The sequence below is a fragment of the Bdellovibrio sp. ZAP7 genome (assembly GCF_006874645.1).
Classification (GTDB): domain Bacteria; phylum Bdellovibrionota; class Bdellovibrionia; order Bdellovibrionales; family Bdellovibrionaceae; genus Bdellovibrio.
In genome coordinates this window covers 2,339,646-2,362,478 of the sequence record NZ_CP030082.1, presented here as the reverse complement: position 1 = coordinate 2,362,478, position 22,833 = coordinate 2,339,646, and the positions used below count along the sequence as shown (strand labels likewise).

General features: G+C 45.9%; 21 protein-coding genes. 10 read left to right on the top strand and 11 right to left on the bottom strand.

The annotated features are described in order from the left end of the window. The first annotated feature begins 3 nt into the window (after window positions 1-3). A complete protein-coding gene (locus DOM22_RS11375; RefSeq protein WP_142700489.1) occupies window positions 4-3,108 on the top strand; it encodes an efflux RND transporter permease subunit in 3,105 nt (1,034 codons plus the stop codon). A gap of 36 nt (window positions 3,109-3,144) precedes the next feature. Here DOM22_RS11375 and DOM22_RS11370 read toward each other — a convergent pair whose 3' ends face one another. Then, window positions 3,145-4,554, bottom strand: a complete 1,410-nt coding sequence (locus DOM22_RS11370; RefSeq protein ID WP_142700488.1) for a protein adenylyltransferase SelO family protein — start codon at window positions 4,552-4,554, stop codon at window positions 3,145-3,147. 115 nt (window positions 4,555-4,669) lie between these two features. Here DOM22_RS11370 and DOM22_RS11365 point away from each other — a divergent pair, with 115 nt between their 5' ends. Then, entirely contained in the window at window positions 4,670-5,197 is a 528-nt protein-coding gene (locus tag DOM22_RS11365) for a MerC domain-containing protein (RefSeq protein WP_246845600.1), read from the top strand. 180 nt (window positions 5,198-5,377) lie between these two features. Next, a complete protein-coding gene (locus tag DOM22_RS11360) occupies window positions 5,378-5,737 on the top strand; it encodes a high-potential iron-sulfur protein (protein ID WP_142700487.1) in 360 nt (119 codons plus the stop codon). Between the two features lie 293 nt (window positions 5,738-6,030). Here DOM22_RS11360 and DOM22_RS11355 read toward each other — a convergent pair whose 3' ends face one another. Then, window positions 6,031-7,695 (bottom strand): AMP-binding protein, encoded by a 1,665-nt coding sequence (locus tag DOM22_RS11355; RefSeq protein ID WP_142700486.1) that lies wholly within the window; start codon window positions 7,693-7,695, stop codon window positions 6,031-6,033. Between the two features lie 112 nt (window positions 7,696-7,807). Between DOM22_RS11355 and DOM22_RS11350 the strand changes: the two genes are divergently transcribed. From DOM22_RS11350 to DOM22_RS11340, 3 genes are all read left to right on the top strand, one after another. Further along, complete coding sequence (locus DOM22_RS11350; RefSeq protein WP_142700485.1) at window positions 7,808-8,989, top strand: hypothetical protein; 1,182 nt, start codon at window positions 7,808-7,810, stop codon at window positions 8,987-8,989. After that, the gene (locus DOM22_RS11345; protein WP_246845599.1) at window positions 8,961-9,449 is read left to right on the top strand and encodes a peroxiredoxin; all 489 of its coding nucleotides are present in this window, start codon (window positions 8,961-8,963) and stop codon (window positions 9,447-9,449) included. Before DOM22_RS11350 ends, DOM22_RS11345 begins: the two co-directional genes overlap by 29 nt. 168 nt (window positions 9,450-9,617) lie before the next feature. Beyond that, entirely contained in the window at window positions 9,618-10,040 is a 423-nt protein-coding gene (locus DOM22_RS11340; protein WP_142700484.1) for a DUF4288 domain-containing protein, read from the top strand. Between the two features lie 277 nt (window positions 10,041-10,317). On the opposite strand, the gene htpG is transcribed toward DOM22_RS11340, so the two are convergent. Genes htpG through DOM22_RS11315 form a run of 5 tightly spaced genes read right to left on the bottom strand, consistent with a single transcriptional unit; the run spans window position 10,318 to window position 15,857 of the window. Then, window positions 10,318-12,183: a molecular chaperone HtpG gene (gene htpG, locus DOM22_RS11335; protein ID WP_142700483.1), complete on the bottom strand. Its 1,866-nt coding sequence runs from the start codon at window positions 12,181-12,183 to the stop codon at window positions 10,318-10,320. Between the two features lie 15 nt (window positions 12,184-12,198). Beyond that, window positions 12,199-13,281 carry a tryptophan 2,3-dioxygenase family protein gene (locus DOM22_RS11330; protein WP_142700482.1) on the bottom strand — a complete coding sequence of 361 codons (1,083 nt, stop codon included), beginning with the start codon at window positions 13,279-13,281 and terminating at the stop codon, window positions 12,199-12,201. Further along, on the bottom strand, window positions 13,278-14,303 hold the full coding sequence (locus DOM22_RS11325; protein WP_142700481.1) for a low specificity L-threonine aldolase: 1,026 nt from the start codon (window positions 14,301-14,303) through the stop codon (window positions 13,278-13,280). Before DOM22_RS11325 ends, DOM22_RS11330 begins: the two co-directional genes overlap by 4 nt. Window positions 14,304-14,307: 4 nt before the next feature. Next, the gene (locus DOM22_RS11320) at window positions 14,308-15,264 is read right to left on the bottom strand and encodes a formimidoylglutamase (RefSeq protein WP_142700480.1); all 957 of its coding nucleotides are present in this window, start codon (window positions 15,262-15,264) and stop codon (window positions 14,308-14,310) included. After that, window positions 15,264-15,857 carry a hypothetical protein gene (locus tag DOM22_RS11315; protein WP_142700479.1) on the bottom strand — a complete coding sequence of 198 codons (594 nt, stop codon included), beginning with the start codon at window positions 15,855-15,857 and terminating at the stop codon, window positions 15,264-15,266. The genes DOM22_RS11320 and DOM22_RS11315 overlap by 1 nt, the downstream gene beginning before the upstream one ends. Before the next feature lie 129 nt (window positions 15,858-15,986). Between DOM22_RS11315 and DOM22_RS11310 the strand changes: the two genes are divergently transcribed. Together DOM22_RS11310 and DOM22_RS11305 are read left to right on the top strand one after the other, a co-directional pair. Continuing rightward, entirely contained in the window at window positions 15,987-16,826 is an 840-nt protein-coding gene (locus DOM22_RS11310; protein WP_142700478.1) for a hypothetical protein, read from the top strand. A 92-nt stretch (window positions 16,827-16,918) separates the two neighbouring features. Next, window positions 16,919-17,200 carry a helix-turn-helix domain-containing protein gene (locus DOM22_RS11305; protein WP_142700477.1) on the top strand — a complete coding sequence of 94 codons (282 nt, stop codon included), beginning with the start codon at window positions 16,919-16,921 and terminating at the stop codon, window positions 17,198-17,200. Between the two features lie 237 nt (window positions 17,201-17,437). Here the strand turns inward: DOM22_RS11305 and DOM22_RS11300 are convergent, their stop codons facing one another. The 3 genes from DOM22_RS11300 to DOM22_RS11290 all read right to left on the bottom strand — a co-directional run bounded on the left by DOM22_RS11300 (window position 17,438) and on the right by DOM22_RS11290 (window position 19,960). Further along, window positions 17,438-17,644: a SlyX family protein gene (locus DOM22_RS11300; RefSeq protein ID WP_142700476.1), complete on the bottom strand. Its 207-nt coding sequence runs from the start codon at window positions 17,642-17,644 to the stop codon at window positions 17,438-17,440. A 9-nt stretch (window positions 17,645-17,653) separates the two neighbouring features. Further along, the gene (locus DOM22_RS11295; RefSeq protein WP_142700475.1) at window positions 17,654-18,988 is read right to left on the bottom strand and encodes a chloride channel protein; all 1,335 of its coding nucleotides are present in this window, start codon (window positions 18,986-18,988) and stop codon (window positions 17,654-17,656) included. Between the two features lie 66 nt (window positions 18,989-19,054). Next, window positions 19,055-19,960, bottom strand: coding sequence for an HD-GYP domain-containing protein (locus DOM22_RS11290; RefSeq protein WP_246845598.1), 906 nt, complete (start codon window positions 19,958-19,960; stop codon window positions 19,055-19,057). A 5-nt stretch (window positions 19,961-19,965) separates the two neighbouring features. Here DOM22_RS11290 and DOM22_RS11285 point away from each other — a divergent pair, with 5 nt between their 5' ends. After that, entirely contained in the window at window positions 19,966-20,550 is a 585-nt protein-coding gene (locus DOM22_RS11285; RefSeq protein ID WP_246845597.1) for a hypothetical protein, read from the top strand. Here the strand turns inward: DOM22_RS11285 and queG are convergent. Then, window positions 20,539-21,588 carry a tRNA epoxyqueuosine(34) reductase QueG gene (queG, locus tag DOM22_RS11280; protein ID WP_142700472.1) on the bottom strand — a complete coding sequence of 350 codons (1,050 nt, stop codon included), beginning with the start codon at window positions 21,586-21,588 and terminating at the stop codon, window positions 20,539-20,541. The two genes, DOM22_RS11285 and queG, sit on opposite strands and share 12 nt — an antisense overlap. 47 nt (window positions 21,589-21,635) lie before the next feature. Here queG and DOM22_RS11275 point away from each other — a divergent pair, with 47 nt between their 5' ends. Then, a complete protein-coding gene (locus tag DOM22_RS11275; RefSeq protein WP_142700471.1) occupies window positions 21,636-22,832 on the top strand; it encodes a CCA tRNA nucleotidyltransferase in 1,197 nt (398 codons plus the stop codon). Window position 22,833: the final 1 nt, after the last annotated feature.

The window sequence follows — 22,833 nt, the reverse complement described above, 5'->3', positions numbered from 1 at the left end:
GTTATGAATTTACCAAGTCTTTCGATTCGTAGACCGATCACAATTCTTTGTGTGGTTTTGTTAACCCTGATTCTGGGTGTGTTTTCTTTATTTAAAATGCCCGTGGATCTTTTTCCTGATGTAACGTTTCCGATTCTGTCGGTGCAAATCACTTATCCAGGGGCTTCGCCTTTGGATTTGGAAAAGCAAGTTTCCAAACCGATCGAAGATGAGTTGGGTGGATTGCCCGGGTTAAAAACTCTGACAGCAAACAATTTGGATGGCGTGGTGGTTCTGGTATTGGAATTCAGTCTTGGCACTGACATCAAAGAGATGGAACAAGATGTTCGTAATCGTATCGGCAATATTCGCCGTGATTTGCCAGCGGATATGTACGAACCCGTGATTCGTCGTTTTGACCCCGCCGATCAACCGATTGTCACTTTGGCTTTAGTCGCTGAAATGGAGGACGGGGAGGCCTACGACCTTGCGAATGAAGTCGTAAAGCCGATCTTTGAACGTCTTAAAGATGTGGGGCAGGTTGATATCTATGGGGGGCGTAAGCAAGAGATTCACGTTGTCATTGATAAAAACAAACTTCAGGATCGTAAAATTTCGATGTTGCAGGTGTCTCAAAGAGTTTTAGAAACTTCCAAAGATACGCCGATTGGTAAGATCGAAAATCCCACTCATGAAACCACCTTACGTACCAGCGGCGAGTTTGAATCTTTAAAACAAATCGAGGAAGTAAACGTCAATTTCATCGGATCCGATCGCCCGGTGATGGTCAAAGATATTGGTCAGGTTATTAAAAGTCTTGAAGATCAAAAAACCATGGGCCGCATTCGAGGAAAAAAAGCCCTGTTGATGCAAGTTTACAAACAGCGCGGTTCCAACACTGTCGCCGTGGCTGATAATATCAAAAAGAACATTGCTAAGGCCAATGAGCTATTACAGACAAAAGGCATTAAAGCTGAAGTGAAGCTCGTGCGTGATACGTCACGTCCGATTCGTCTGAACGTGGCCGACGTGAATGAGTCCATCATGATCGGTATTGGGCTTTGCGTTTTGGTCGTTTTCTTTTTCTTGGGATCGGCGCGTTCGACACTTATCACGGGAATGGCATTGCCGAATTCCTTGCTGGGTGGCTTTGTGATCATGTTTGCCATGGGATTTACCATCAACTTGATGACTCTGTTGGCGCTTTCCCTGGCGGTTGGGTTATTGATTGATGACGCGATCGTGGTGCGGGAAAATATCTTTCGACATTTGGAAATGGGTAAACGTCCTAAGGATGCCGCCTTGGATGGAACTAAAGAAGTGGCCATGGCCGTTGTCGCAACGACCTTGGTTGTGATCGCGGTGTTCGGTCCGATCTCCTTCTTGCAAGGGATTGTGGGGCAATTCTTTAAGCAATTCGGTTTAACGGTCGTATTTACGATGCTTATTTCTTTGTTCGACGCCTTCACCGTGGCACCGATGATGTCAGCTTACCTGGCGCATCCGGATGAACACAATAAAGGCAATAACATCATCGGTAAGATGCTAAGTGCTTTTGATAGATTTCAAACTCGCTTAGAGGACATCTACGAACGTCTTTTGAAATTCACCATCAATCATCCTAAAACCATTTTAACTGGGGCATTTTTTGTTTTCGTGGCGTCTATGGTGACTGTGGCGTTTATTCCTAAGACGTTCTTGCCCGCTGCCGATGCCGGAGAGTTCTCTGTTTCTATAGAATTGCCGGTGGGTTCTTCATTGGAGGCGACGGGGAATTTTGTTTCGGAAGTTGAAAAAGTTTTTGATGGCGATAAAGCCGTCGACATCGTGGTTGCTACGGTGGGTTCTTTTAATAACGAATCCAACAAGGCAAGTTTGTATGTCCGCTTGGTAGATCCGAAGCAACGCTCGATGAAGACAACAGATTACACGGAAGATTTGCGTAAGCGCTTGGAGCCATTTAAAAAACGCGCCATTGTCAGTATCGGAGAGTTTGATCCCGTAAATTCAGGTCAAAAACCTTTGAATATCAATCTGACCGGCCAAGATCTGGAAGAGTTGAATAAATACGCTGAACAAGTGGTCGCGCGTATTCGTCAAATCAAAGGTTTGGTGGATGTGGATACGAACTTCCGCGCTGGAAAGCCTGAGTATCATGTGATCTTTGATCGCAATCGTTCCGAGGCGTTGGGTGTTTCCACGGTCAAGGCGGGTGCGGAGCTTCGTAACCGTACCGAAGGAAACGAAGACACGATCTATCGTGAAAACGGAATCGATTACAAAGTGCGCGTGCGCTTTAATGAAAAAGACCGTGATTTGCGTAGCAACTTTGCAACGACGTTGGTTCCGAATGCCAACTTTAATATGATTCCGCTGGCCCGGGTGGCTCGTGGTGAAGAATCAAAAGGCTATTCGCAAATCAACCGTCAAAATAAAAGTCGTTTCATCCAAGTTTCAGCGAACTTGGCAAAAGGAGGCGCCTTAGGAACTGTTTCTCAAGAGATTGAAAAGATCTTTAAAACCGAATTGAAGCCACCAGCAGGGATTGAGTATCGCTTCCAAGGTCAGGCTGATGACTTTAAAGATTTGATCAACAATATGTTGATCGCGATCTTCCTAGGGGTCACGTTCATCTATCTGGTCTTAGCGAGCTTGTATGAAAGCTTCATCACTCCATTTACAATCTTACTCGCATTGCCTTTGGCGATGACGGGGGCTTTCATTGCACTTTTGATCACGGGAAAAACTATTGATATTTTCTCGCTGATTGGGATTGTGCTGCTCTTGGGGGTTGTGGCTAAGAACTCGATCTTGCTGGTCGATTACACCAATCATCTTTTGCAAGAGGGTATGGAGCGTAAGGATGCTTTGTTAAAAGCCTGCCGCACCCGTCTGCGTCCGATCCTGATGACGTCACTGGCATTGATCGCGGGTATGATTCCGATCGCGATTGGTTTGAACGAGGCCTCGGCGATGAGAACATCTATGGGGATCGCCATTATCGGTGGATTGATCAGTTCAACGCTTTTGACATTGGTCGTGGTCCCTGCAGCCTTCGGCTTTATCGATGACTTCCGCATTTGGGTGCGCAAGGTGCTTGCCAAAATCTCTGGCTACGAAGGCGGTTAAAAAAAAGGTGCCGCGTCCGTAAACAGGACGTGGCACCTAATAAATGCCTTTTATGGCGCGGATCTCTTGCAGCTTTTTATCAAACAGACTCCAATCATCGTTTTCGGCGATGGGCGCCCAGATCGATTCCAATTCATCGATGAGCAAAGAGCAGCACTTGTTGTTTTTAAAATACGGGTGCGCCGCTTTTTCTTCGTTTAGGACTTCATAAAATTCTAAATTCTTTTTTAAATCCGCAAAACTTGGATGAGCATAAACAGCACTTTGTGCGGAGTTGCGCAGACGATCTTCGTCGATCCCTGAATGCAGATCAAAGAAGGTTTGCTCAAACAACGGTTGAGCTTCGCTTAAAAACCTAAAGAAGTTCATCATCATCTCTTGATCCATCTCCAAGGAAGCACGCTCATCCTGAAGTGGATTCTTGATGTTTAAGCGATGCATGAACAGTCTGCGACTTTCAAAGTTAAAGTCATCGGCAAACTCTTCAAGTAATTCTTCATAGGGCAGATTCGGATATCCGACTTTTAAAGCGAATCCTAATTGATGCAAATTCCACAGCACCGAAGTCGGTTGACGACCGTAGGCATAAAGACCACTTTGGTCAAAATACGCAGCTGTGAACGCGGGATCATATTGCGGCATGAAGCGATACGGACCATAGTCAAAAGACTCACCCGTGATATTCATGTTATCAGTATTTAAAACTCCATGAACAAATCCAGCCAACATCCATTCCGCAGCGGTGCGTGCTGCATTTCTGCAAACCGCTTGGAGAAATGCAGCGGCTCTTTCTTCGCCTTGATATTGCAAAAGCTCTGGGTAGTAATGGCGACAGCAGTAATCTACGAGCTTTATGATGTTTTGAGACTCTTTAAAAAATGCCAGACGTTGAAAAGTACCATAGCGAATGTGGCTGTGATTTAAACGCACTAGTACACCAGCGCGGGTCGGTGACGGTTCGTCGTGTCTTTCCAATTCTTCACCGGTTTCAAAAACGGAAAAAGTTTTACTGGTGTTTACACCGTAAGCTTCCAAAAGTTCAGTTGCGAGAATTTCGCGAAAGGCACCTTTCAATGTCAGGCGACCATCGCCTGTGCGCGAATAGGGAGTGCGTCCGCTGCCTTTTGTGCCCAGATCATAAAGTTTTTCTTTAACTAAAAACTGAGCGTATAAAAAGCCTCGGCCATCTCCAATTTGCGGATTGTACGAGCGAAATTGATGCCCGTGATAGCGCAGGGCCAGGGCCGTCACCAAATTTCCCGGCATCGGTTTAAAATCCGCAAAATAAGATTTCCACTCTGATTCAGTTAAATTTCCCAAGCCGATAGATTCTGCCGCCGCTTGATTTCGATAGCGCAGTTGTGCTTTAGGGAAACTTGCAGGCTGGACCTCGTCATAAAATTCGGGTCCCAATTCATAAATAGGAGGGGGCTGGTGAGTGCTCATATCTCATGTATGAGCTTCCCAGGGGTGAAAGGCAAGCTGTAGAGTTTACGAGGGACCTTGGGGCTAGTTGACAGTGACTTGCATTTAGGGGATAACCGTAGCTTAGGCGGTGCATGTGGACGAGCAAATTTTAAACGGAAAACCAGTTTTTAAAGCAGTGGAAACTGTTTCCGGCACGGACCTAAAATCTTCCTTCGCGATGAATCCAAACGCAGCCCCTTGCTGCGATGTCGATCACTCTCAGCATGATCAATTCGCCGAAGAAACCGACATCTGGGATAGGCTTGGGATGTTTTTGTCGACGTTGTGTGCGATTCACTGTTTAGTAACGCCGCTTTTGATTCTGGCTTTGCCTGTGATGGGGCAGGCTTTTGAGTCTCACTGGGTGCATCTGTCGATGGCCGCGGTGATTTTACCGATCGGGTTGTTTGCGTTTTGGTCGGGCTATAAGCATCATCGTCAAAGCAAGGTGCTAGCAATGGGTGTGACAGGATTGCTGCTGGTTTGTGCAGGGTCGGTTTTGCCTCACGAAATGGTTGAAGTATTTGAGCACGATGTCGTGACGATCTTAGGAAGTCTAATTTTAGTATCCGCGCATTGGCTGAATCGCAAAGCCTGTCAGTGCGAAGTTCACTCTCACTAAGTAATTTCTTAGACATTATAATAAGTTAAAAGCCGCAGTTGATGCGGCTTTTTTATTTCATGCAACGTTTTGTGGCCTTGTCAGATTATGTCGTGTCTGGTTATTTTTGATTTGTAATTGAAAACATAGTGAAAATGAATACTATTTGATAATACGAATCGAACATACAGGAGGCAACATATGAACCGTCGTGGATTTTTTAAAACACTGGCATCCGTAGCAGGAGTCGCTGTTATCGCTCCAACACTTTTGCGTGCATTCTCTTCTGAAGCTCAGGCTCAGGAGAAAAGAAGAGGCGCAGCCCCTTCTGGTGGTGCGGCAGCTGGCGGCGCAATGCCAATGGTTGATCCAAATGATTCTGTAGCAAAAGCAGTGAAGTACGTTGAAGATCACACCAAAGCGCCTGAAGCAAAGGGCAATCACTGCGCGACTTGCGGTTTCTATGGCAAGAAAGACGCGGATAAAGGCACTTGCACAATCTTCGCTGGAAAATTGGTTAAGGCGAATGGGTGGTGTGCATCCTGGAACAAAAAAGCTTAGTTCTGGGCGGTTGGTGAAAACGGCCCGCTTGCGTTGTTGGAGCGACTTGTTCTCGCTCCGACGTGCCTGGGGCACGCCTGCGCTGCGAGCAAGTCACTCCGCCTAGCAATCGAACCGTTTTGACCAACCTTGGTTCTCGGTTTTTGAAATAAAAAAAAGGTCCCTGGTGGGACCTTTTTTTTATTTTTGGGGCGCAAGAAAATCCCTTTGGGATTTTCTTGCTTTGGATGGCTCGAAAGCCCCTTCGGGCTTTCTTGCTTGGGATGGTTGGCGAGCGCCTTTGGGCTTTTTTGCTATTTGGGATCTCTTAGGGCGCGGCGTAGGATTTTGCCTACGTTTGTTTTTGGGAGTTCTGTGCGGAACTCTACCAATTTAGGAATCTTGTAACCCGTCAGGCTCTTTCTGGCGTGAGCGATCACATCTTCTGGTGTCAGGCTTGGATCTTTTTTGACGATCACCACTTTTACGATTTCACCGGAGTGTTCGTCTGGAACACCGATGGCAGCTACTTCTAGCACGCCCGGGTGGGATGCGATCACTTCTTCGACCTCATTTGGATAAACGTTAAAGCCTGAAACCAAGATCATGTCTTTTTTGCGATCTACGATTTTGAAGAATCCATCTTGGTCCACGGTCGCGACGTCACCAGTTTTTAACCAGCCATCAGCTGAAAGCACGTCTGCAGTTTCTTTCGGGCGATTCCAGTAACCTCTCATCACTTGTGGGCCTTTAGCGCAAAGCTCGCCGGCTTCGCCTGGTTTCACTTCGTTGCCATCGTCATCAACCAATTTTACGTCTGTGCTAGGCATTGGCAGACCAATTGTGCCAACACGGTCCGTGCCGTCGATAGGGTTGCAGGAAACCACGGGAGAAGCTTCCGTTAAGCCGTAACCTTCGACGATCACGGAGTTCGTCATCTTAATCCATTTTTCTGTCACAGGTTTTTGCAAAGTCATGGCGCCCGCCACGCTCACGCGCACGGATTTGAAATCAATCGTTGCGAATTCTGGATTGTTCATCAAAGCGTTGAATAATGTATTTACTCCCGATACCACAGAGAAAGGTCGAGCTTTCAATTCTTTGATAAAGCCTGGGATGTCCTTTGGATTTGTGATGAGAATATTTTCGGCACCCATTTTTAAAAGCGCCAAGCAGTTTACCGTCAATGCAAAGATATGATATAGCGGAAGAGCGGCAATGGCGATTTCGCGGCCCTCTTCCAGTTTCGGTCTCATCCACTCACGAATTTGCATCATGTTTGAGATCACGTTTTTGTGAGTCAGCATAGCGCCTTTTGCAACACCCGTCGTTCCTCCTGTGTACTGAAGGAAAGCTAAGTCTTCGTGATTCGTTTTTACGTTTTGGTGCGGGCGCATCGCTCCCAATTCCAAAGCCTGACGGAAAGTGTAAGCTTGAGGAATGTCATATTTAGGAACCATTTTTTTGATGTATTTCACAACCGAGTTCACCAAAATTCTTTTCGGAGTCGGGAATAGATCCGCAAGCTCTGTAATTACAACACTTTCAATTTGTGTGTCTTTGATGATGGCTTGCAGATGATTTGCAAAGTTCGCCATGATCACGATCGCTTTTGCCCCGGAGTCTTTGAACTGATGTTGCATTTCATGAGCTGTGTAAAGGGGGTTGGTGTTCACAATTGTGAGACCCACGCGAAGAGCTGCGAAGGCTGCCACCGGGAACTGCAATAAATTCGGCATTTGAATCGCAATGCGATCACCTTTTTTTAGTTTCAATTCGTTTTGCAGGAATGAAGCGAAGTTGTTTACTTTTTGGTCCAGCTCCGAAAACGTGAGACTGACGCCCATGTTGGTGAAAGCTTTTCTGGAGGAAAACTTACGAACGGCTTCGTCGTAAATGTCAGTCAGAGATTGGTACTCGTTTGGGTCAATTTCAGGGCCAATTCCTGCAGGGTAGTTCTTGAGCCAAATCTTTTCCATGATGCCTCCTGATGACGTTCTCAATTGTGCTGAGCCCTTATTCTAGAGTAAAGGTTCGAGACGGGTAAAGGAAATTCTTGTGTTCAGACGGTCCCTTTGCAAGACTTAAGGGATGAACATTTGTAAAATCCTTCTCATCCTTGTGGTTCCAATAAGTTTGTTTACCTCTTGTGTTCGTAAGAAGGATTCATCTGGGGATGCGGCGGCCAGCGCACCGACTGTGGTGAACATGCCAAAAAAGTTAGTTGTGAGTCCTCAGGACAAAGCAATGAACTCTTTCGCGCATTTGATGGAACAAGCCGACAGTGTTCATCGCGAGGCATGGTGGGTATTAACGGGTGAGCGTCCTCCACTTTTAAAATCAGCCTTCGGAAAAGTTCAGCGTGCGATTTTGTCGCAATCAAATGCCAAGCTGGGAAATAAATCCTTGTTCAGTTGTGACCGTTACGAAGTCAAGCGCGACGTCCTGTCGCAAACGGGATATCCGCAAAGAATCGATATGTTTGAAAAGTGTTCTTCGAAAGCTCCTGCGAAACACATGGCATTTTTGAATGCGCAAAAAGAAGGTGAGTTTGAAGTCACTTTTTATCCCGAAGGCCTGCAAGAGGTCTTGGGGATGAGTGCAGCGATTTTGAATAAAGCCATTGTCTGTAAAATTCGCACGAACTCTTCGGAACAGTTGCTGGGTTTAAATTGCAAAGACTGGGCTCAAGAAAAAAATAAAACGCAGATGATTCGTCTGGATGTTTACGACTATCAAAAAGAAGGCAAGGACATGATTCGCCTTCGCGGGAAAGTTTATGAAAACTTGACGGACATTCGTAAAATTGAAGCCGACGTGCCAATGACGGGTAAGATCACGGTCACGGAAACCGAGCTGTATGCTCCGACACCGTCGCCAACTCCTAAGGTTACACCAATGCCTTCAGTCACTCCGCAGGCCTCCGCAGTCGCTGAGGGCCAGCCACAGTCAGGCGAGGGGCAGGCTCCCGCAGCGAGTCCTTCCGGCCCTGTGGTGGTTCCCATGGATCAGCCGACGGTTTTATTGCCAGGAGGCGTGATCGGGGGCGAAGGTGCGCCTTCTTCGGATGCTCCGGTTGAGAGTGCAAATCCTGAAGCGACTAATCATGGCTGGCCAACGGACGAGAACGGTAATATTATCGAAAATCCGCAACCGCTTGAAGTTGACGGCGATCCTGCTCAGCAGGGGCAACCTGGTGCGCAGCCAGGACAACAGCAAGCGCCGGTACAGCAGGAAATCCTGCATGATCAAGGAGCACCAAGTGGCCGCTAAAATTGAATTGGGTAAAAAAGTTCCCGCATTTAAAATTCCTTCTTCCAGTGGGGAGACGTTTGCCTTGTCTTCATTGAAGGGCAAAAAGATTGTTCTGTATTTTTACCCGAAGGACAGCACACCGGGTTGCACGACGGAATCGATTGAGTTCAATGAGCTGTTGCCGAAGTTTAAAAAAGAGAATACCGAGATCATCGGTGTATCTCGTGACAGCTTGAAATCCCACGATAAATTCATCTGTAAGTATGACTTTAAGTTTCAACTTTTGTCTGACGAAGCCGAAGAGCTTTGCGGAATGTTTGATGTGATTAAAGAAAAAAACATGTACGGCAAAAAAGTGATGGGTATTGAGCGCAGCACTTTCGTGATCGATGAAGATGGCAAACTTGTGGGCGAGTTCCGTAAAATCAAAGCGGAAGGTCACGCGGCTGAGATGTTGAAGTTTGTAAAGTCTCTTTAGAATTTACAACTTAACGCTGGTTAAAGTCTGAGAAGCAGAATATCAAATAAATAAATAAATAAATAAATAAATAAATAAATAAATAAATTAAAATTAAAATTAAAATTGAAAACTGAAGCGAAAGGAGAATTCGAATTTTCTCCTCCGCAAATTAAAATGGGAAAAAGAATGAAAAGCAAAAAATGGTTCGCTGTTAAAACTCTCTATGTTACTCGCGCAGTTGGTAAAAGCACGGCTAAAGGCAAAGCTCCTTTCGCAGAATTGCTTGAAGAGCGCGTGGTGTTGTTCCAGGCAGCGAATGCAGGTGCCGCAGTTAAAGCAGCTGAAAAAGATGCGAAAGAATACAGCCAATACACTTATGCAAACTTCGAAGGTCAAGCTGTACGCACAGAGTACTTGAATGCTTGTGACGTTTTTGAATTGTATGAAACTTTGGAAAGCGGTGTTGAGTTGTTCGCATCCACTGAAGTTTTGACTAAAAAAGCTTCAAAAAACGATTTGATCGCACGCCGTCTTGGTAAACTTGAAACAAACAGCACAATCAAAATGCGTAAACGTTTCATGAGTAAAGAATTGAGCGCCTACATTTAGTTTCGGTTCGCGCGTCGAACGTTCTATCGGACTGACGCGCGCAGCAACCGGAGCGGCAGTGAATCTGGAAAGATAGTAATTGTCGTCCGGAACACTCGTCGGACCGAAGCAATCGGTTACCGATGCGGAGGTGAAAGTTGCAATCTGTAAATGAATAAAGAAAAAGCCCTGGTTAATAGCCAGGGCTTTTTTTTGTTCCTGAGTTAGGCCTTACTTGATCCGGCCTTAGTGGAAGTAAGGCCGTGCCTTTTGGACTTACTTCCGTACTTAATGTAATTTAGTGAACCGCAGAGATCATCAACTCAGCCACTTGCTGAGAGAATTTCACTGGATCTGGAATCGATGAACCTTCGTTCAACAATGCCTGTGCGAACAAGATCTCAGACCACTTCGCTTGTTGTTCTGGAGAAGCCTTCAGCATTTTTTCAAACAGCGGATGTTTCGCGTTGATTTCCATCACGCGTTTCACTGGCTGATTGTACTCTTGGCCCATTTGCGCCATGAGCTTTTGCATGTGGGCAGACGGATCATGAGCAGAAGAAACCAAGCACACTGGCGTGTTCGTCAAGCGCTCTGATAACACCACGTCTTTAACTTGGTTTGCCAACGTCTTTTTCATCGTGTCCATCAAAGGTTGCAAAGTCGCAGCGGCGGCTTTCAATTCTTCTTCTTTTTGTTTCTTTTCTTCTTCTGTGTCTAGGTTGAGTCCTTCAGCTGTGATCGACTGAAGCTTTTTATCCTTGAATGTGCTGATCGCGTTTACAACCCACTCATCCACAGGATCCACCATCAAAAGAACTTCAAAGCCTTTTTCTTTCAGTTTTTCCAAGTAAGGGGAGTTTGTCACCTGAGACAAGGAATCACCCGTGATGTAATAGATGTCTTTTTGCTCAGGCTTCATGCGTGCCACGTACTCATCCAAAGTCGTCATTTTGTCGGAAGTCGTGGAGTGGAACAGGCAAAGTTCCTGTATTTTGTCTTTGTTCGATGGATCGACTGGAAGACCTTCTTTGAAAGTCGAACCAAACTCAGTCCAGAAGTTTTCGTATTCCGTACGTTCTTTATTGAGCAAATCTTTCAAGCCGCTCAAAATTTTATTCGTCACGTTTTTCTTAATCGCAGTCACTTGACGGTCTTGTTGCAAGATTTCACGAGAAACGTTCAGTGAAAGATCCGAGCTATCCACCAAGCCCTTAACAAAGCGCAAGTACTGTGGAAGCAATTCTTTGCAATCAGCCATGATGAACACGCGTTTGATGTAAAGGCTTAAGCCGTATTCCATCTCGCGGTTGTTGAAATTCCAAGGACGTTTGCCCGGGATATACATCAAGGCATTAAACTCCATCGTACCTTCAGCGCGGTAGTGGATTGTTTTCAAGGGCTCGTTAAAGTCATGAGACAAGTGTTGATAGAATTCCTTGTGGTCTTCTTTCGTCACTTCAGAAGGTGATTTCAACCAGATCGCTTTTTGCGAGTTTAAAGTCTCGTCTTCGCCTTTATCGTTTTTCATTTTGATGGGATGAGCAACGAAGTCAGAATATTTCTTGATCAAGGATTTCAAAACCCACGCGTCTGTGAAGTCTTGAACTTCTTCTTCCTCTGCGAATTTTTTCAGGTGCAAAGTAATTGTCGTACCTGTGCCACCTGGGCGCGGAACTGAATCAATAGAGTAAGTGCCATCGCCAGTGGATTCCCAAACCACACCTTCGTTTGTGCCAGCTTTTTGCGTGTGCAAAGTCACTTTGTCAGCAACCATAAATGCAGAATAGAAGCCCACGCCGAACTGACCGATCAATTCAGGTTTGTTACGCATTTCTTCATTCATTTGCATGAAGGCTTTAGCACCTGAACGGGCGATCGTTCCGATGAACTGAACCACTTCTTCTTGGTCCATACCGATACCGTTATCGATAATTTTCAAAGTGTTTTGGTTTTTATCGCCTTCTAGACGAATTTCCGGAGACCAGTCAGCCGGAAGCAAACTTTGGTGAGTCAGAGATTGAAATTTTAATTTATCAATCGCATCCGATGCGTTGGAAACCAACTCACGAATAAAAATTTCTTTATGTGAATACAGTGAATGAATCACGATATCCAAAAGCTGTTTAATTTCTGCATTAAAGGCTTGAACTTGTTTTGCCATAAATAAGCTCCTTAATTAAGTGTAGTGAAACGACATTCGGTCCGAAATCGATTTTGGCAAGGCCGGGACCTGACTTCTTGGAATAAAAAATGTCGTTAGATTAAAGAAATCACTGAAAATCTTGTGTTTTGCGGTCGCAGCAGCCAGATATTGGTGGCCGCTTGAGCCGCCAGTACCGATTTTATTCCCCAGCATGCGCATGGCCATCATCGCGTGGCGGTAACGCCAGTTCGTCATGTTTTCATCGATATCCAAAAGTGCCCGGATGATTCTGAACGGCGTTTGCAGGATGGGTTGGTCGCGGTACAGCTGAATCAGCAGGGCAGCATGCATGGCCTTGTAAGACAGTCGGAACTGACCTTCAGCGCGCAATTTGTTGAAGGCCGCTTCGTCAAACAAAGCGTCAAAACTTTGCAAAGATTTTTCCAAACCTTCGATGGTTTTCTTTTTTTCTTCATCAGGAATTTTCGCATTGGCCTGAACGGTCGCTATATCCTCATTGAACATCTTGTTCACGGCCTGCTTGTAAGAATCCCAGAAATTGAAGTTTTCACCTTGCAGGAACGGAGTACGCTCAAGCCACTTTTCCAAGGAGTCAAACAGGGAAGGCTTGTCCAGGACTTCCAGCATTTCTTTTTGCTGACCTTCGCTTAAAGACTTCCAGAACGGAGCCTGGTTGTAAGCCAAGCGGTCGCCAATGCGCAGACCCAATTTAGTTTCAATCAAACGCCATTGGAAGCTTTGGAAACCCGATGCCGGGTAAAGCATATCACGGAAATCCAAGAAATCTAAAGGTGTCATGGTTTCCAAAACATCGATTTGGCCCATGATCAATTTTTGAATCGCGACGATTCTTTCCAGGCGAGAAGTGGCCTGACCCATTTCTTCCTCGGCCACGGTCGGCTTTTGGAAAGTCGCTAGAACCGAATCCAATTCAAAAAGAATCTGCTTAAACCAAAGCTCGTAAGCCTGATGAACGATGATAAAAAGCAATTCATCATGAGCAGGTTTTCCGTACTCCACACTTTTGGGGTGTTGGGCGCCCAGGATTTTATCGATACCTAGGTAATCGTGGTAATGAACCGGAGGGTATTTCATCGTGAAAGCTCCTTAATAGCATTGGCAAAATTTTGAACGTCGGAACTTTGCGTGTCCCAGGAAGTCATCCAGCGGCACTCGAAAGTTTTTTCGTCCCAAACATAAAAGAAAAATTTCTCGCGCAAGGGTTTCACCCAGGCGGAGGGAATTGTGGCAAAGACAGCGTTGCTGGTCGGCTTTGCACGAACGCCAACACCGGGAACTTCACGGATTGCTTCATAAAGTTCTTGAGCGCGCTCCAAAGAGTTTCCAGCAATGTCTTTCCATAAATCATTTTTAAAATACTCGATAAACTGGCAGGCGATAAAGCGGGATTTGGAAGGAAGTTGGCTGCTTTGTTTGCGCACATATTTAAAATCATGCGCTAAAGCTTTATTCAGAAAAATCACAGCTTCACCCATCATCAGGCCATTTTTTGTCCCGCCAAAGCTGACTACATCGACTCCCAAATCTGTCGTGAATTCTTTAAAGCCCAGCCCCAAAGATACTGCCGCATTGCTTAAGCGCGCTCCGTCGATATGTACCAAGAGTTTACGCTCGCGAGCCCAACCGATCAAAGAACGCAGTTCTTCCAACCTATAGACCGTCCCAAGCTCTGTTGGCTGAGTGATACTTAAGACCGCAGCCTGAGAAAAGTGCTGATCGCCGCGGCGGATGAATTGATTTTCTAAAGCTGCGACCGAAAGTTTTCCATCGACAGTCGGCACTGTTTGCAGTTTGAAACCACCCATTTGCTCGGGAGCGCCACACTCGTCCATATTGATATGAGAAACATCGGCACAAAGAACACTTTGCCAGGGGCGAGTGATCGCACGCAAAGCGGTGACATTTGCAGCGGTGCCATTGAAAACAAAAAAGACCTGGGATTGTTCACCAAAGTGCGAGCGAAATGCGCCAACAGCTTGTTCGGTCCATTCGTCGGTTCCATAAGATGGCGCGTGTTCGACATTGGCCTTTGCCAATGATTCTAAAATCCTGGGGTGAACACCCGCATGATTGTCGCTGCCAAAACCGCGATTCATAAAGCTAACCTTTATTTAAAAGACCAAAGATAAAATTATGAGAAATCAACGCCGCTAATTTGCATGTGCGCTTATCAGAATCCAGAGGCGGGGAGACTTCGTAAATTCCCATGCCGCGAACATCGTGATTCTTCATCATCCACTGAAGGGCTTCCAGGAAATCCTTCGTGAAAAGTCCCGTCGTCCAGGACTGAGAACAGCCCGGAGCTTCGTTGGAGGTAAAAGCATCGATATCCACGCTTAAGAAAACCTTTTTGCCTTCTTTGCCGCGTAAGTAATCTTTCAAGGAATTCAAAAGTCCTTTTTCATTCACTTGATCCAAGGTGATGATCTCAGCGCCTTTGCCGCGCGCCCAAGCAATATGTGCCTGGCTGTTGCATTGGTTTTGAATGCCGACTTCGGCAAAATCCACCTGGCCAGAAAATTCCTGAAGCAGGCGATGAAAAGGCGTTCCGGAGTTCATGCCCTTGTCAGTTGGGCGAACATCCATGTGAGCATCAAAATTAATCACGACGGCATTACCCTTATGATTTTCCACGAAAGCAGTGCTATCGCAGTAACCATAATCGTGTCCTCCGCCGAAAGAAATCCAGCGTTTGCCCATTTTCACCAATTGGCTGACCAGTTCGCGGCCCTTGGCGTGACGTTCTTCGATCGGTTTTTCTCGGTTCACCAAATCCCCCATATCCAAAATTTTTGGAAGGGTGGTCGAAGCCAGGTGAGGAGTCATTTTATAAAGATAGGTACGGATTTCTTTGGGAGCATTTTGAGCGCCAACGCGGCCGCCATTCAAGGCAATACCTTCGTCATCGGGATATCCCAAAAGAGCAAAATTGAAATCGTAGGATTCCAGAGAGGGTTCGCCCTTTGGCAGTAGCTGTACGCATTCCCCAAGGCGAGGATCCTCTTTGTCATTTTTTGTGAAAAGAAGATGCTTGTCTGTGGGATGTAGCCAACTCATTAATTTTGTCCGGATGTCATTCTATAAAGAAGCAGGGTTTTGTTCAATTCACCAGTCTCAGAGTTGTAGATCTTCATCACTGCAGATCCACGATTGAATTGGATCGTTCCAAATGTCGTACTTCTAGAGTCAGACAGGAACATCACCCATTCTTTACCAGAGCCTGGAACCAAGCTGTAGTTGTACTCCACGGGGCTTGCCGATACTGAAGTGTACACGCGATTGCCGTTAGTCACGACAGTCTGTGCCGGGTAGTACTTCATGGAGTTAAAGTCTTGAACATTGATAACGGCTTCACGAGAGTACCAGTTGCCCAGCATGCGGCGAAGGCCAACATATTCCACGGATTCAATAGCAACGGTGCAGTTTCCTGGAGTTTTCAATCCCGTTGCTGTGATGAAGTCACCCGCTGCTAGTTTCACTAAAGCATTCAAGGCCGTTTCATTATTAGAAGCGATCAAGTAGCGGTGGCAAGGGTCTTCAGACTTCAGAAACATGCTTCCGCCTTCAATAGATACAACGCCACCAACTTGTTGCGCACCAAAGGCAACAGCAGACATCATAGCTGTGAGGACGAAAATTAAAACTCTCATGGCACCCTTGTTCCATGGGTGAAAAACCGGGTCAACATTAAAAGCACTCCTTCGTTTGACTGACATAGTCATGCACAAGTGATGAGCAAATCTTGCCCGCAAACCCATAGAATCCTACACTATTTGGAAATGTCGAAATCAAATGACCTCGCTATATTATCGTTTCCTTGGGATGGAGTTTTGCCGGAGTCCGCGCAAGTGGTCGTGCGTGATTTTGATGTCGTGGGAGTGGGAGCTCTTCGCCAGCAACAACTGCTAAAAATAAAAGCAGAGCGAGAGATTGTTTTACAAACACATTCCTCGTTCATTCCCACAACAGTGCGCGCGATCTACGATGAAGAATTACAGAGAACACTTCAGTGGCTGACTCCGTCGCGAGTGATCGCTGAATCCAAATTTAATTTTGAAGAAGAAGTTTTAAAAACATTTGTTCGTATTTTTCCGAAGACTCATCACCAACTCGGAGTCATGAGTTCAAAACTTTGCGCCGAATATTTAAAAGAGATGGAGTGGAGCAGTTGGTTGCTGCAAGATCACTGGCGTTACTTCAGTGGTTTTCTTCGTCAGAAATATATGAATAAACAATCCCTGATTGAGCTCGTGCAGTGGGAGTGGATTCACGCCTGGCTTGAGATTCAACCATTCGTAATGTTAAAGGGCTCCTCTAAACATTTGCTTGTTAACCCGAGTTTGCAGACTTTGAATTTATCTCACGATAATGAACACATTCAATGCTCGTCAGGTCTTTATACATTTGTATATGATCAAGAATCGGTTAAAATAACCGAGGCGAAAATTGATATGTATGAGGCCGGACTCTTGGATTTACTTATGGGTGATCGTGAGTATACAGAGGAACAACTTTTAGAAATGGCACTTCTTGAAGAGTTGTCTTCACCGCCGACACGAGATCAGTGGCAAAAAAAAATTGAAGCGCTTCTCGCGTCCAAAGTAATCGTGAAGGCGTGAGTAAAAAAAATTTGAATCGAATGCTTGTCTTTGTTTTGCGTCGCTGGTAGCGTCCCGCTTGGACTCAGGTACGTATTTGGAGGAATTAAGTAATGGCTACACAAGAATCGAAATTGGCGGCTTTCCTAAAAGAGTGTCGTTTGAAATCTGGCTTGTCACAAAAAGAAGTTTCAACTGTTCTAGGTTATGAAACAGCTCAGTTCGTTTCCAACTGGGAGCGTGGCGTTTCTTCTCCACCGATTTCTATTTTGTGGAAATTGGCGGGTTTGTACAAAATCTCCGCACAAAAGTTGTTTGATGTGGTTTTGGAAGAAGAACTTCGTCTAACTGCTATCAACCTAAAGACTCGCTTCAAACAAGCCAAAAGCAGCTAAATTTTAGCGCGGAGAAGGTTTTCTCTGCGTTGCTGCATCGTCGGCGTACGGTGTACGCCTTCCTCTTTGCGCCTTGATAAAACCTTCTCGGCGCTAAAATTCCCTCCGTCATCTTGCCCTTTTTTTTGGGGAAAAATCTCGACTGCGTCTCGATTTTGGGAGCGGGGGGGAAATCTCGACTGCGTCTCGATTTTTGGGGCGGGGAGGGATCTTGACTTGGTTTTTTTCTATGTTCAATTAGTAGTGTGGTGGTTTTTCGTTGCCGCGGATTTCGGAGCCTTCGGCTTCGAGGGCTTCTTTCAATCTGCTGGTTAGTCCATTCAATAGGACTTCCAATTTTTCGATCGCTTTTTGTTGTTCGTAGACTACTTGATGTAGCTCTTCGATCACTTGATCTTGATGTGATATTTTAATTTCTAAATTTATTAAACGCGATTCATCCACTTTAGGCCTCTAGGGTGCGGGATTATCCATGTCTTTCTTGTGAAAGAAGTCCTCCTTCACAAGGTCATAGAATGAGTGATGACTTATCATATGGGACACACCCGCTGCAACTGCTGCACTCAACATCATAGGAAAGAGGGAGGAGTGACGGTCGGTCATCTCGAATATAAGAATAAAGGCGGTAAATGGCGTTTTCATAAAGCCTGTAAGAAATCCAATCATTCCGCATAAAATCAGCAGGTGGTGATTGTGAGTCCATACCAGCTCTGAAAACAGCGAGCCGACGGTCGCACCTATGGCAAGGGTCGGGGCGAATAAGCCACCAGCCACACCGGCAATGGCCATTAAAACCGGGCCGACAAAGCGAATGGCTACGTCAGAAGCACTGGCCCATTGTTCTTTAAATAAAAGATTCGTGATGACGGTTTTGCCGCCACCCACGCCGTGTTCGTTCCAGAAGTAAATTGCACACCAGAACAGCAGACCTGCAACCAAGTTCACGGCGATCAGCTTTTTAAAATTTCTGATCTTTTTACGCTCCTGATTGATGCGAAAAAGAATTTTCCCTAACAGCGCTCCCAGGATGCCTGTGATTGCGGCTAAGGCGACAATGGAAAAGTAACTTTGAACGCCGACAGATTGAATAGAAGGAAAGCCAAAGTACAAATATCCGCCAAGCACGGTCTGCACTAAAAGTCCCGTGGCCATCACGGACCACAAAACGTAGGTTTTAAAATTATTAAAATAGTCTTTGCTGAGCTCCTCCAAAGCATAGGCAATGCCACCCAGGGGGGTGTTAAACGCCGCAGCCAGGCCCGAAGCGCCGCCCGCCAGAATAAAACTTCGGGTGGAAGCCTGTTGAATCCAACGCGTGGACTTTTCGCCGAGGCGATAGAAAATACCGGATACGATTTGCAGCGTAGGGCCTTCTTGTCCCACGGCTCCGCCACCCAGGACACAGACGATGCTTGCGATAATTTTCATGCAGATCACGCGCACGCCAATCAACGAGCGAATCAAAGCGCTGTCGCTGGCGGGGTCAAGTTCATTTGCAATAAGCATCTGTGGAATGCCACTGCCGCTGGCTTGAAGTGCAAAGCGATGGGGCAGAAACCAGCTTAAAAAAACGGTCAGCAATGTTACAAAAAGAGAAATCGCCCAATGAGTTTCATGTAAAACTCGCAAAGAGATTTCTTCGGCTGCAAAAAATATTTTCGTATAGACAATGGAAACGAAGGCCGCGACCAAACTTGCCACTAAAAATGGCAGGATTCGCAAAGATTCTTTGTACTGAAGTCTTTCGATGATTTTGTGAAGTTGAAAGCCGACGGGAGATTTAGGCATGCATCACAAATACTCCCATCCGGCGCAGATGGGAATGATTATTTCCCGTTGTGACGGGGGGTCAGTTTAGATGCCTTTCATAATATCGCTTAAAAGCTGAATGTGTTGCAGTGGATGTTGTCCCACGCGCTCAAGCATCAGTTTTTTTGCAGCATCAGCTTTTGCAACGCCTTCGAATGTGATCAGACGGTCAATTGCATTGGCAGAACACACAATCACCGCCAGTGGATCGATATCTTTTTCGCGCATTCCCAAGGGGCCCGAACCATCGATCAATTCTTCATGCTGAGCGATGATATTGATCACCGATTGATCAAAGTGTTTTTTATCGCGAACTTTTGTGGCGCCTTCAGAGGGATGTTTCCACCACAGAAGTTTGTCTGCTGGACTCATTGCTGAAAGCTTTTGATTTACGTTCATGCCAGTTAAGAAGTGGCCGTAATCGTGCAATAAGGCTCCCAATGTCAGAAGCTGTGTTTTTTTCAGATCATTGATGCCTAATTTCTGCGCCAAAGCGATTGCCAGAGTTGAAACCGTCACGCCGTGATGGGCCAGGTTTTTATCCGTGTTTTCCAGATGCATGATGGAAGAGACGGATTGTTGATTGGACATGACGAAGCTAACGTATTTCCCTGCAGCTTCCTTAGCATAGTTGTATGTTTCAACATTTTCTGGATTTTCGAAAACTTCTTCGCAGTTCGATTGCTGGGCGCCTTGAATAACTTCAACACGGGTTTGCAGGTCTTTGCCCGATGAGTTGTCGTAAGCCATTTCCAGATTGCGATCCAAATAACCACGGTAAAGCTGTTCTTCACCAGTCAGAATATACATTTTGCGAAGCTGCTTTTCTTTCAGACGCTTTAAACGGTCTCCCTCGAAACTGTCACCACGACGTAGGTAGAGGATCATCTTATCATTGATTTTGATGTAGGCATTGAAATCAATCTTTTGGTCTCCCCGAAGTGTGCTCACGCGAATTGAGACATAATCCATTGCTTCCAAACCTTCCGATTGCTATCGTTAAAACGATGTCTATTGATAAAGAAATTGTAAAAGATTTTGTGAACGAGTCAAAGACCTTGATTGAGGATATGATAGATCTTCTCGAAGGTATTGAAGGCGATTTCTCGCAAGTGCAAAAGTTGGCAGATTATGGAAACGGTGTCGACCGCATCATGGGGGGGGCCAAGAGTTTAGCCCTGTCAGCCTCCCCAGATCACGCGGTTCATTTGATTTCTGACTATACAGCCCTGTGCAAGGCCGTCGGTTATAAGGCTTCGCAAATCAAAGACAATGAGCAATTGTTTGATGTGTGTGTCGCCACTTTGTTGGATGGCTCGGAAACATTGAGCACCTTGCTTGATCGCATTGAAGAGCCCCTGTCTAAATTGAAAACCAGCATTCCTCAGGCCTTTATTGATCGTCTGCGCTGGGTTTCGGGCAAGTTTTCGGATGATGTGTCGATGAGTGTGGGCACGGGGAAAGCTGCTGAAGACGATGTTGGTAAGCAGAAGCTGAAACAGAACGAGATCGATGATCTTTTGAAGAAACTAGGACTGTAGTTTCAAAAGCGCCCACTGGGCCAGTTCCCCTAATTTTTCGTGCTCTTTCAGGGCTTCAATTTCTGGTTGAAGCCCTTTTATTTTGCGATTTGCCGCAACGATCATCGCATTGCGCTTAAGACCGAAGGAACCCGCACGGGCCAGGGGTGTGCCAAAGAAATCCTTGGTTAGTTTTTTTCCTGATGCCGTCAGGATGTAACTTAACTCTTTTTTTAACGATTCCGCCGACTCTGTGTCTAATGTCAGACTTTTCTCGATGGAAAGTTGTCCTTTAAAGATTTTTTGATTCCACGGGCAAACTGTTTGGCAAAGGTCGCAACCAAAAAACCAATCGCCAATTTTTTCGCGCAAAGCTTCCTCGGGTATCTGGCGGGATTCGATTGTCAGATAGGAAATGCATTTTCGTGCATCCATTTTTTTAGGCTCAATCAAAGCTCCCGTTGGGCAAATATCCAAACAACGGGTGCAGGTGCCGCAGAAATCAGGCAAGGGAGCGATCTCTGTCGTCACTTTCAATGAAGTCACGATTTCGCCAATGAAAAAGAGGCTGCCTTTTTTAGGATGGATGACACAAGTGTTTTTTCCAACCCAACCCAGTGCCGCTTTTTTTGCCAAATCACGTTCTAAGAGCGGGGAACTGTCCGTGAATGCGAGGAATTCCTCTTGCGGGAAAAGTTTTGTGAGTTCTTCGCAAAGCTTTTGCATGCGTTGCTTAAACCAAAAATGGTAATCCATACCCTGGGCATACAGACTTACCCGAGCTGATTTAAGCGGGAAGTTTTCGAGTTTTTCAGGATGGGGGAAGTACGGCATGGCGAAAACCAAGGCGCTTTCGGCGCGACCCCATTTGCTTTTGGGATTTTCTTTGATCGGAGCGTGCTCGGCCAGATATTTCATTTCGCCGTGCAAGCCTTCTTCGATCCAACTGCGATAGAAATCAAAGCTCAAAGGATTTTGCAATGGCGCCCAGCCGAAATGGGAAACTCCCAGTTCAGCTAAAAAAGGATCTAAAAGAGGTTTTATCTCCTGAGGCGTCACGCGAACAATTTCTTTCTTTCAACAGGTTTTTCCGTACACTTAAAGGCATGGATCAAGTTCGCACGATTTTGCAATCTCATCCCCATTGGCCTGCGGTGGAGGCAATCTACCACAAATTGGCGCAAGAAGGCTACAAGGCCTTTTTGGCAGGCGGTTGCGTGCGTGATGCTTTATTGGGGCTTAAAGCGAATGATTTGGATATAGCGACAGATGCCACTCCTGACAAAATCGAAGAGTTGTTCGAAAAAACTATCAGCGTGGGTAAAAGTTTCGGGGTCATGCGAGTCGTTCTGGGCGGCGCCGATATCGAGGTTGCGACCTTTCGAAATGATGGCAGCTATAAAGACGGCCGTCGCCCTGATCACGTGGAATTTTCCACTCCAGAAGAGGACGCGCAACGCCGGGATTTCACCGTCAATGCCCTTTTCTATGACATGCAAAACCACCAAGTTCTGGATTTCGTTCATGGCCAAGAGGATTTGAAAAAACAAGTTCTGCGCACTGTGGGCGAGGCAAAAAAACGTTTTCAAGAAGACCATTTGCGTTTGCTTCGAGGGGCCCGCTTTGCAGCGCAACTGGATTTCGCAGTGGAGTCTGGGACTTTGACAGCCATGACAGAAATGGCTGCGGCGGTGAAAACTGTCAGCGGCGAACGTTTGCGTGATGAAATGGGAAAACTTTTAAAATCCAAAAATGTGCCTCTGGGTTTAAGAGTGATGCAGGACACGGGTTTGCAAAGCGAGCTTTTTCCCTGGAAAGCTCCCGATGTGAATTGGACCCCGTATCCGGGTTGTGAGATCTGGCAAAATTTAAGTTTATTTCTGCGCCCCGCAGGCAATTCTGATTTAGAAAAGAGCATTGAGCTTTTACGCCTATCCACAAAAGAACGCCGCGGGATCGAAGATGCCTGGGAGCTTTGGCAAAAGCCCGAGGATTTTTTGGCTCTGCGTTTGGGTTTGCAACTTCAGCAAATACAAAAACCGGGGAAAGCTTGGGCCTTGGAAGTTTTAATGAAGGAAGGGCGCTATGAAGAGGCGATTTTGCGTCTTTTAAACGAGGCCCGCAGTTTTGGTGAGGAATTGCCAAAGCCCTTTTTAACGGGTGAAGATCTTAAAGGAAAACTTCAAGGTCCCGCAATTGGCCAGTGTCTGCAAGAGGTTTATTGCCTGCAGTTGGAGAAAAGTTTGAAAGATCGCAACCAAGCTCTTTCATGGCTTGAAAGCTTTCTAAAAAAAACAAATTAAG

Excerpts from the sequence above, each read along its gene's own strand:
- DOM22_RS11375 (WP_142700489.1), top strand. The coding sequence starts at position 4 with ATGAATTTACCAAGTCTTTCGATTCGTAGACCGATCACAATTCTTTGT.
- DOM22_RS11370 (WP_142700488.1), bottom strand. The coding sequence starts at position 4,554 with ATGAGCACTCACCAGCCCCCTCCTATTTATGAATTGGGACCCGAATTT.
- DOM22_RS11360 (WP_142700487.1), top strand. The coding sequence starts at position 5,378 with ATGAACCGTCGTGGATTTTTTAAAACACTGGCATCCGTAGCAGGAGTC.
- DOM22_RS11355 (WP_142700486.1), bottom strand. The coding sequence starts at position 7,695 with ATGGAAAAGATTTGGCTCAAGAACTACCCTGCAGGAATTGGCCCTGAA.
- DOM22_RS11350 (WP_142700485.1), top strand. The coding sequence starts at position 7,808 with ATGAACATTTGTAAAATCCTTCTCATCCTTGTGGTTCCAATAAGTTTG.
- DOM22_RS11345 (WP_246845599.1), top strand. The coding sequence starts at position 8,961 with ATGATCAAGGAGCACCAAGTGGCCGCTAAAATTGAATTGGGTAAAAAA.
- DOM22_RS11340 (WP_142700484.1), top strand. The coding sequence starts at position 9,618 with ATGAAAAGCAAAAAATGGTTCGCTGTTAAAACTCTCTATGTTACTCGC.
- htpG (WP_142700483.1), bottom strand. The coding sequence starts at position 12,183 with ATGGCAAAACAAGTTCAAGCCTTTAATGCAGAAATTAAACAGCTTTTG.
- DOM22_RS11330 (WP_142700482.1), bottom strand. The coding sequence starts at position 13,281 with ATGAAATACCCTCCGGTTCATTACCACGATTACCTAGGTATCGATAAA.
- DOM22_RS11325 (WP_142700481.1), bottom strand. The coding sequence starts at position 14,303 with ATGAATCGCGGTTTTGGCAGCGACAATCATGCGGGTGTTCACCCCAGG.
- DOM22_RS11320 (WP_142700480.1), bottom strand. The coding sequence starts at position 15,264 with ATGAGTTGGCTACATCCCACAGACAAGCATCTTCTTTTCACAAAAAAT.
- DOM22_RS11315 (WP_142700479.1), bottom strand. The coding sequence starts at position 15,857 with ATGAGAGTTTTAATTTTCGTCCTCACAGCTATGATGTCTGCTGTTGCC.
- DOM22_RS11310 (WP_142700478.1), top strand. The coding sequence starts at position 15,987 with ATGTCGAAATCAAATGACCTCGCTATATTATCGTTTCCTTGGGATGGA.
- DOM22_RS11305 (WP_142700477.1), top strand. The coding sequence starts at position 16,919 with ATGGCTACACAAGAATCGAAATTGGCGGCTTTCCTAAAAGAGTGTCGT.
- DOM22_RS11295 (WP_142700475.1), bottom strand. The coding sequence starts at position 18,988 with ATGCCTAAATCTCCCGTCGGCTTTCAACTTCACAAAATCATCGAAAGA.
- DOM22_RS11275 (WP_142700471.1), top strand. The coding sequence starts at position 21,636 with ATGGATCAAGTTCGCACGATTTTGCAATCTCATCCCCATTGGCCTGCG.